The 5,488-nt window shown below is 70.8% G+C and carries 8 protein-coding genes; 2 read left to right on the top strand and 6 right to left on the bottom strand.

What is annotated here, in order from left to right; genetic code table 11:
• The 3 genes from AB0I76_RS21475 to AB0I76_RS21465 all read right to left on the bottom strand — a co-directional run.
• Nucleotides 1-368 (bottom strand): alcohol dehydrogenase catalytic domain-containing protein (locus AB0I76_RS21475; protein WP_357038196.1); only part of this gene is annotated, 368 nt, incomplete at its 3' end.
• The gene (locus AB0I76_RS21470; protein WP_357038199.1) at nucleotides 365-562 is read right to left on the bottom strand and encodes a helix-turn-helix transcriptional regulator; all 198 of its coding nucleotides are present in this window, start codon (nucleotides 560-562) and stop codon (nucleotides 365-367) included. The genes AB0I76_RS21475 and AB0I76_RS21470, both read right to left, overlap by 4 nt.
• A gap of 32 nt (nucleotides 563-594) precedes the next feature.
• Nucleotides 595-1,023: a hypothetical protein gene (locus tag AB0I76_RS21465; RefSeq protein WP_357038193.1), complete on the bottom strand. Its 429-nt coding sequence runs from the start codon at nucleotides 1,021-1,023 to the stop codon at nucleotides 595-597.
• A 127-nt stretch (nucleotides 1,024-1,150) separates the two neighbouring features.
• Here AB0I76_RS21465 and AB0I76_RS21460 point away from each other — a divergent pair, with 127 nt between their 5' ends.
• Together AB0I76_RS21460 and AB0I76_RS21455 are read left to right on the top strand one after the other, a co-directional pair.
• Nucleotides 1,151-1,321, top strand: a complete 171-nt coding sequence (locus AB0I76_RS21460) for a hypothetical protein (protein ID WP_357038191.1) — start codon at nucleotides 1,151-1,153, stop codon at nucleotides 1,319-1,321.
• A 290-nt stretch (nucleotides 1,322-1,611) separates the two neighbouring features.
• Nucleotides 1,612-2,499 (top strand): S1 family peptidase, encoded by an 888-nt coding sequence (locus AB0I76_RS21455; protein ID WP_357038188.1) that lies wholly within the window; start codon nucleotides 1,612-1,614, stop codon nucleotides 2,497-2,499.
• 88 nt (nucleotides 2,500-2,587) lie between these two features.
• Here AB0I76_RS21455 and AB0I76_RS21450 read toward each other — a convergent pair whose 3' ends face one another.
• The 3 genes from AB0I76_RS21450 to AB0I76_RS21440 all read right to left on the bottom strand — a co-directional run.
• Complete coding sequence (locus tag AB0I76_RS21450; protein ID WP_357038185.1) at nucleotides 2,588-3,109, bottom strand: hypothetical protein; 522 nt, start codon at nucleotides 3,107-3,109, stop codon at nucleotides 2,588-2,590.
• Nucleotides 3,110-3,260: 151 nt separating this feature from the next.
• Nucleotides 3,261-4,112 (bottom strand): pyridoxal kinase PdxY, encoded by an 852-nt coding sequence (gene pdxY, locus AB0I76_RS21445; RefSeq protein WP_357038182.1) that lies wholly within the window; start codon nucleotides 4,110-4,112, stop codon nucleotides 3,261-3,263.
• Nucleotides 4,113-4,185: 73 nt separating this feature from the next.
• Nucleotides 4,186-5,488, bottom strand: a 1,303-nt coding sequence (locus tag AB0I76_RS21440) for a M14 family metallopeptidase (protein ID WP_357038179.1), incomplete at its 5' end; no start/stop codon positions are given.

Below are 5,488 nucleotides of genomic sequence, written 5' to 3'. Positions count from 1 at the left end.
GCCTCGACGAAGGTCAGCGTCCGCGGCTTGGGGGCGAGCCGGCCGGCGCGGGCGAGCGCGTACTCCGCGTAGGTGCCGACGCCCGTGCCGTACACCTCGTCGCCAGCGGCGAGGCCGGTCACTCCGGGCCCGACGGCCGCGACCACCCCGGCCAGGTCCATGCCGGGGACGCGGCTGCGGGGCCGCCGCAGTCCGGAGGCCAGGCGTACGGGGTACGGCAGGCCGGTCATCAGGTGCCAGACGCCGGGATCGACACCGGCCGCGTGCACCCGGACCAGGACCTGTCCCTCGCCGGGGGTGGGCACGTCGACGTCCCGCAGGCCGAGCACCTCGGTCGGGCCGTAGTGGTCCTGCACGATCGCCTTCACGATGGTTCCTCCTGCGGGTCGGTCGGATAGTGGAAGACGTCGGTCAGGGGTACGCCGAACACGGCCGCGATCTGGAAGGCCGTCTCCAGCGACGGCGAGTAGCGCCCCTGCTCGATGGCGATGACGGTCTGCCGGGTGACGCCGATCCGGCGGGCCAGCTCGGCCTGGCTCATCTCGCCGTGGGCGACCCGCAGCGCGCGGACGGAGTTGGTGACCCGGGTCGGCTTCACCACGACTGGAAACCCCGGCGGTACGCGACGATCCGGGCGACCGATCCGAGCACGGCGGAGAGCACGAACCCGAGGTACAGGACGTTGGCGATCCAGAAGTGGTCCCACCGGGCGAGGGCCATCAGCAGGGCCGCCACGGCACCCACGACGACGAACGACTGGCCGATGTGCTCGCCCACCCGGCCGATCTCCCGGTCCCGCTGGTCGGTGACGCCGGCCTCCTCACCGGAGGCGGCGGCGATGCCGACGTGCGCCACGATCGACGCGACGATCGCGGCGCCGACGGTCCACAGCAGCGTGCCCGCGTACGGCGTCCCGGTCAGCGGCCCGTCGCCGGCCCGGCCGAGGACGAGCACCACGTACGCCGCGTAGCCGGCGACCGCGACCAGGCCCATCGCCCAGGCGCGCTTCTCCTCGAAGGCCACGAGCCCTCCCCATGTAAAGAATTCTTGACACCCGAACGGTACGGCCGACCCACGGGCGGTGTCAATAATCTTTTACATGGAGCCGGAGCCGATTGACTTTCGATAGGTAGCGCGTGAGAATCGATACATGGTCACCGCGCCCGTGAAGTACGTCCTCGTCGTCCTCGCCGTCGCGATCGGCGTCGCCGCCGTCGTGTTCGGGGAGTCCGACGACTCGCCCGGCCTCCAGGGCCTGGGCGGCCTGCTCGTCATCGGCGCGCTCGCGTACGGCGTGCGGACCGCTCGACGCAGCAGGTAGCGGTACGGCCGCCGACGCTGCGCTGCGCGCCTTCCATGGTCACCAGGGGTCAGGACTCTCCCCAGAAGTAGCGAGCCCGTCGACTTCCCGATCAGCATCGTCATGACTCTGCGGCTTCATGACCTGCACGTTCACCCACCTGGTTGCATCTTGCAAATCGATCGATGCACGCCGATACTGACGAAAGCGCATGTCAGGAAGGTGACATCCATCAACCCGGAGATGCCTCTTCCGACGGCGACTCACGGGGCCACCACCCATCTGGCCCCATCGCTCCCGAGGAGGAGACAGTGAGGATCCCCCGCAGCCCATCCCGCAGTCACGTCGCCCGATCCGCCCGCCTGTTCGCCGCAACCGTCGGTGTGGTCGTCACGACCGCGCTCGCCGCTCCGACCGCCGTGGCAGCCTCCCCTCAGACCTACGGCGCCAGTGACCTCTCGGCGGTGAACGACGCGGTGCAACGCTCCGGCGTCGAAGGCATCGCCTGGCACGTGGACGGCGCATCCGCTCGGGTCGTGGTGACCGCCGACAGCACCGTCTCCCGCGCCGAGATCACGAAGATCAAGCAGACTGCCGGCGCCAGGGCCGGCGCGATCCGGATCGAGCGCGCACCCGGAGTCTTCACCCCGCTGCTGGCCGCCGGTGACGCCATCTACGGCGGCGGCTACCGTTGCTCGCTGGGCTTCAACGTCGTCAGCGGCAGCACCTACTACTTCCTCACCGCCGGGCACTGCGGGAACGTGGCCAACACCTGGTACACGAACTCCAGCCTGACCACTCTCATCGGCCCGACCATGGGCTCCAGCTACCCCGGCAACGACTACGCGCTGGTCCGCTACGACAACACGTCACTGAGCCACCCCGGCGGCTTCGCGGTCGCGGACCCCTTCATCGGGGAGTCGGTCAAACGCACCGGGTCGACGACCGGCACCCACAGCGGTACGGTCACCGCGCTCAACGTCTCGGTCCGCTACGTCGGCAAGGGCGGCGGCACCGTGAGGGGCATGATCCAGACCAACGTCTGCGCTGAGCCCGGCGACTCCGGCGGCCCGCTCTACGACGGCACCAAGGCCCTTGGCATCACCTCCGGCGGCAGCGGCGACTGCAGGTCCGGGGGCACCACCTTCTACCAGCCCGTCCGCGAGGCGGTCAACGCGTACGGAGTGGTCGTCTACTGATCCTCTGCGGTGTCCCACATGGGAAGGAGCGGGGTCGCGATCGCGACCCCGCTCCTCACTTCTGGGCGACGGGCCCGGGCGGGAGGGTCTACTTGGCGGGCGGTGCCGTCGGTTGACTTGCCGGGCGACCGGTCGGCCTGGTCTCCGGCGCGCTGGTCGCGGGGCTGTCCGGCTTACCGGCCGGGCGCGACGGGCGAGCGTCGGTCGGTCGCGTGCTCGGTACCGCCTTGTCGCTCCTCTTCGTCAGCAGGGCGTCGCAGTAGGCCGCCACCTTCTCCTCGTCGCCGGCGGCGGTGATCAGCGCGGTGAACGCCGGGTTCTCCAGCGCCTTGCCCGGGTTGTCGCCGGCACCGGCCTTGAACGCGTGGCACAGGCCGTCCAGTGAGGGCGACGGAGACCCCGAGCCCTTCTCCCCGGCCGAGGACTTCCCGGCGTGCTCGGACGGCTTGCCGGTCGGGTGCGGGGTGGCGGTTGCCCCGCCGCTGCTGAGCGGGTTGGGCACCGCCCCGGTCGCCGCAGCCACCGCGACGCCACCGGTAGCGGCGACGGTGGCCACCGCGGCGGCGGCGACCTTGAGAGAGAGGAGTTTGGCGAGGGCGGTCTCAAGCATCAACAGGTCTCCGTAGTTGGGGGATCACGATGGAGATACAGGTCGCGATGCTGGCACCGCGCACCTCGTGTCCCTCGGCGTCGGGACCGACGTTTGTGTCACATCGGTCCCTCGGCGACTGCGACCTGTCGCGGGCCGCCTACCGTCCGCCTCAGCGCAGCCGGCGGGCGGCGAACCGCGCCGGCGGGTCGGCGATCGCCTCCTGCGCGGCGATCAGCTGGATCTCCCGCGTGCCCGCCGCGAGGGTCGCCTCGAGGACGGCGAAGATGGCGGCGGTGGTGCGCTCCAGCGCCGTCGCGGGCGAGCCGGTCGTGTGCAGGTGCGCGAGGTACAGCGCGGCCGTGACGTCGCCGCCACCGTTCGGGCTGATCGGCAGCAGCGGAGTGGTCACCGCCCAGGCGCCCTCGTCCGACACGGCCACCACCTCCAGCGACCCCTGCGGGACGTCACCGTGGAGCACGCTGGTCACCAGCACGTGCCGCGGTCCCGTCGCCCGCACGACGTCGACCGCCTCCAGCAACGCCTCCGGCGAGTCCGTCGAACGGCCGGACAGGAACTCCAGCTCGAACTGGTTCGGGGTGATGATGTCCGCCCGGGGAACGACCACGTCCCGCAGGTACTCGGGGATGCCCGGCCGGACGAACATGCCACGGCCCACGTCGCCCATCACCGGGTCACAGCAGTAGACCGCCTCCGGGTTGGCCGCCTTCACCCGGTCCACCGCGTCGAGGATCACCGCGCCCATCGCCGGATCCCCCTGGTAGCCCGACAGCACCGCGTCGGCGCTCCCGAGGACCCCCCGGTCGGCGATGCCCTCGATGACCTCCGCGACGTCGGCCGGAGCCAGCAGCGGCCCACGCCACGCGCCGTACCCGGTGTGGTTCGAGAAGTGGACGGTGAGCACCGGCCACACCTCGTGGCCGAGCCGCTGGAGTGGGAACACGGCCGCCGAGTTGCCCACGTGGCCGTAGGCGACCGATGACTGGATGGACAGGATCTTCACCACGTCATCATGACGGTTTCCCCGGGACAGGTCGGCGGTGCCCCCGGCCTGGGGCACCGCCGACGTGCACCCGTCAGCCGATCGGCAGGGTCGCCACCGCCTTCCGGAAGTTCCGGCCGCTCCCGTCGGGGGTGTAGTTGTTCTCGACGTTGCCCGCCGAGTCCACCGAGAACCAGTGGACGGTGGCGCCGAGCGGAACCGTGAGCGTCTCCCCGCCCTCACGGATGCCCGCCGACCCGTAGCGGGTCGAGGAGTACGTGGGGACGCCGCCGTCGAGGGTGTAGAAGACCGCCGCCGGTTCGCTGACCTCGAAGGTCACGTTCACCGTCCCCGGCGTGGCCCCCGGCCCGACCACCAGACCGCTCTCCGGGCGGGTCTGGTCCCGGTCGAAGTCGCGCGCCACCCGCATCAGCTCGACCAGGCCGTTGGCGAACTCCATGGTCTCCTCGTGCGCCTCCGCCCATTCCGGCTGGAAGGAGGTGCCGACCTCGAAGTTCCAGGCGTAGATGCCGTACCGGTACCAGAGCATGTCACCGGAGTTGCCGGCCGCCGAGTAGAGCACGTCGGAGATCGGGCCGGTACGGGCCGGGGTGACCGCCATGTTCCGGTGCCGCTTGATGGCGGACAGGATCCGCTCCGAGGAACCCCAGAACGCGGACTCCTCATCCAGCGTCGGTCGGGGCGCGGAGACCCGGCCGGGCAGGGCGTACGCGCCGGGCGACCACATGAAGTAGTTGCCCGAGGAGTGCAGGTTCATCGAGAAGCGGATGTTCGGACGGGCGGCCAGCCAGTCCAGGTTGCGGTTCTCCGGTTCGGACAGCTCACCCGGGCCCGCGTACGTGCCGCTGGTGCAGCTCGACGACGCTCCCGAGAAACCGTCGAAGAGGCTGTACTCGGTGTAGTTGCGGTTGTTGTCCACCCCCCACGAGTCCCGGGCGAGGAAGTCCGCCGCCCCGGTGAGCGGGCAGTGGTTGGTCATGTTCTTGCGCTGGGAGTTGAAGTCGTAGAACGAGTAGTGCCCACCGTCGGGGTTGATCGAGGGCGCGATCCAGATGTCGAGGTCGTTCAGCAGTTGCTTCGTCCGCCCGTCGTGCGCGTAGTTGCGCAGCAGCCGCTCGGCGGTCTCGACGGTCACCAGCGGCGGCACCCACTCCCGCGCGTGCTCCTGCGCGTACGCCAGCACCCCGGGCTTCGAGCCGTCGCGGTGCTTGCCGATACGGATCGCGTACACCGGATGAGGGTCCCGGGAGACCGACGCCGGCGCGCTCAGGTCGTCGGTGAGCAGGGTCCGCGCGGCCGGCGCGACCACGCCGCCGCCCGCGCTCCCCCGATAGGTGTACGCCCGCAGCAGCGAGCCGGCGCGGGCGTTGAGGGCC

The organism is Micromonospora sp. NPDC049799, from assembly GCF_040656655.1.
Lineage (GTDB): Bacteria > Actinomycetota > Actinomycetes > Mycobacteriales > Micromonosporaceae > Micromonospora.
The sequence above is the reverse complement of the archived record's forward strand: the minus strand, read 5'-3'. Positions and strand labels throughout refer to the sequence as shown.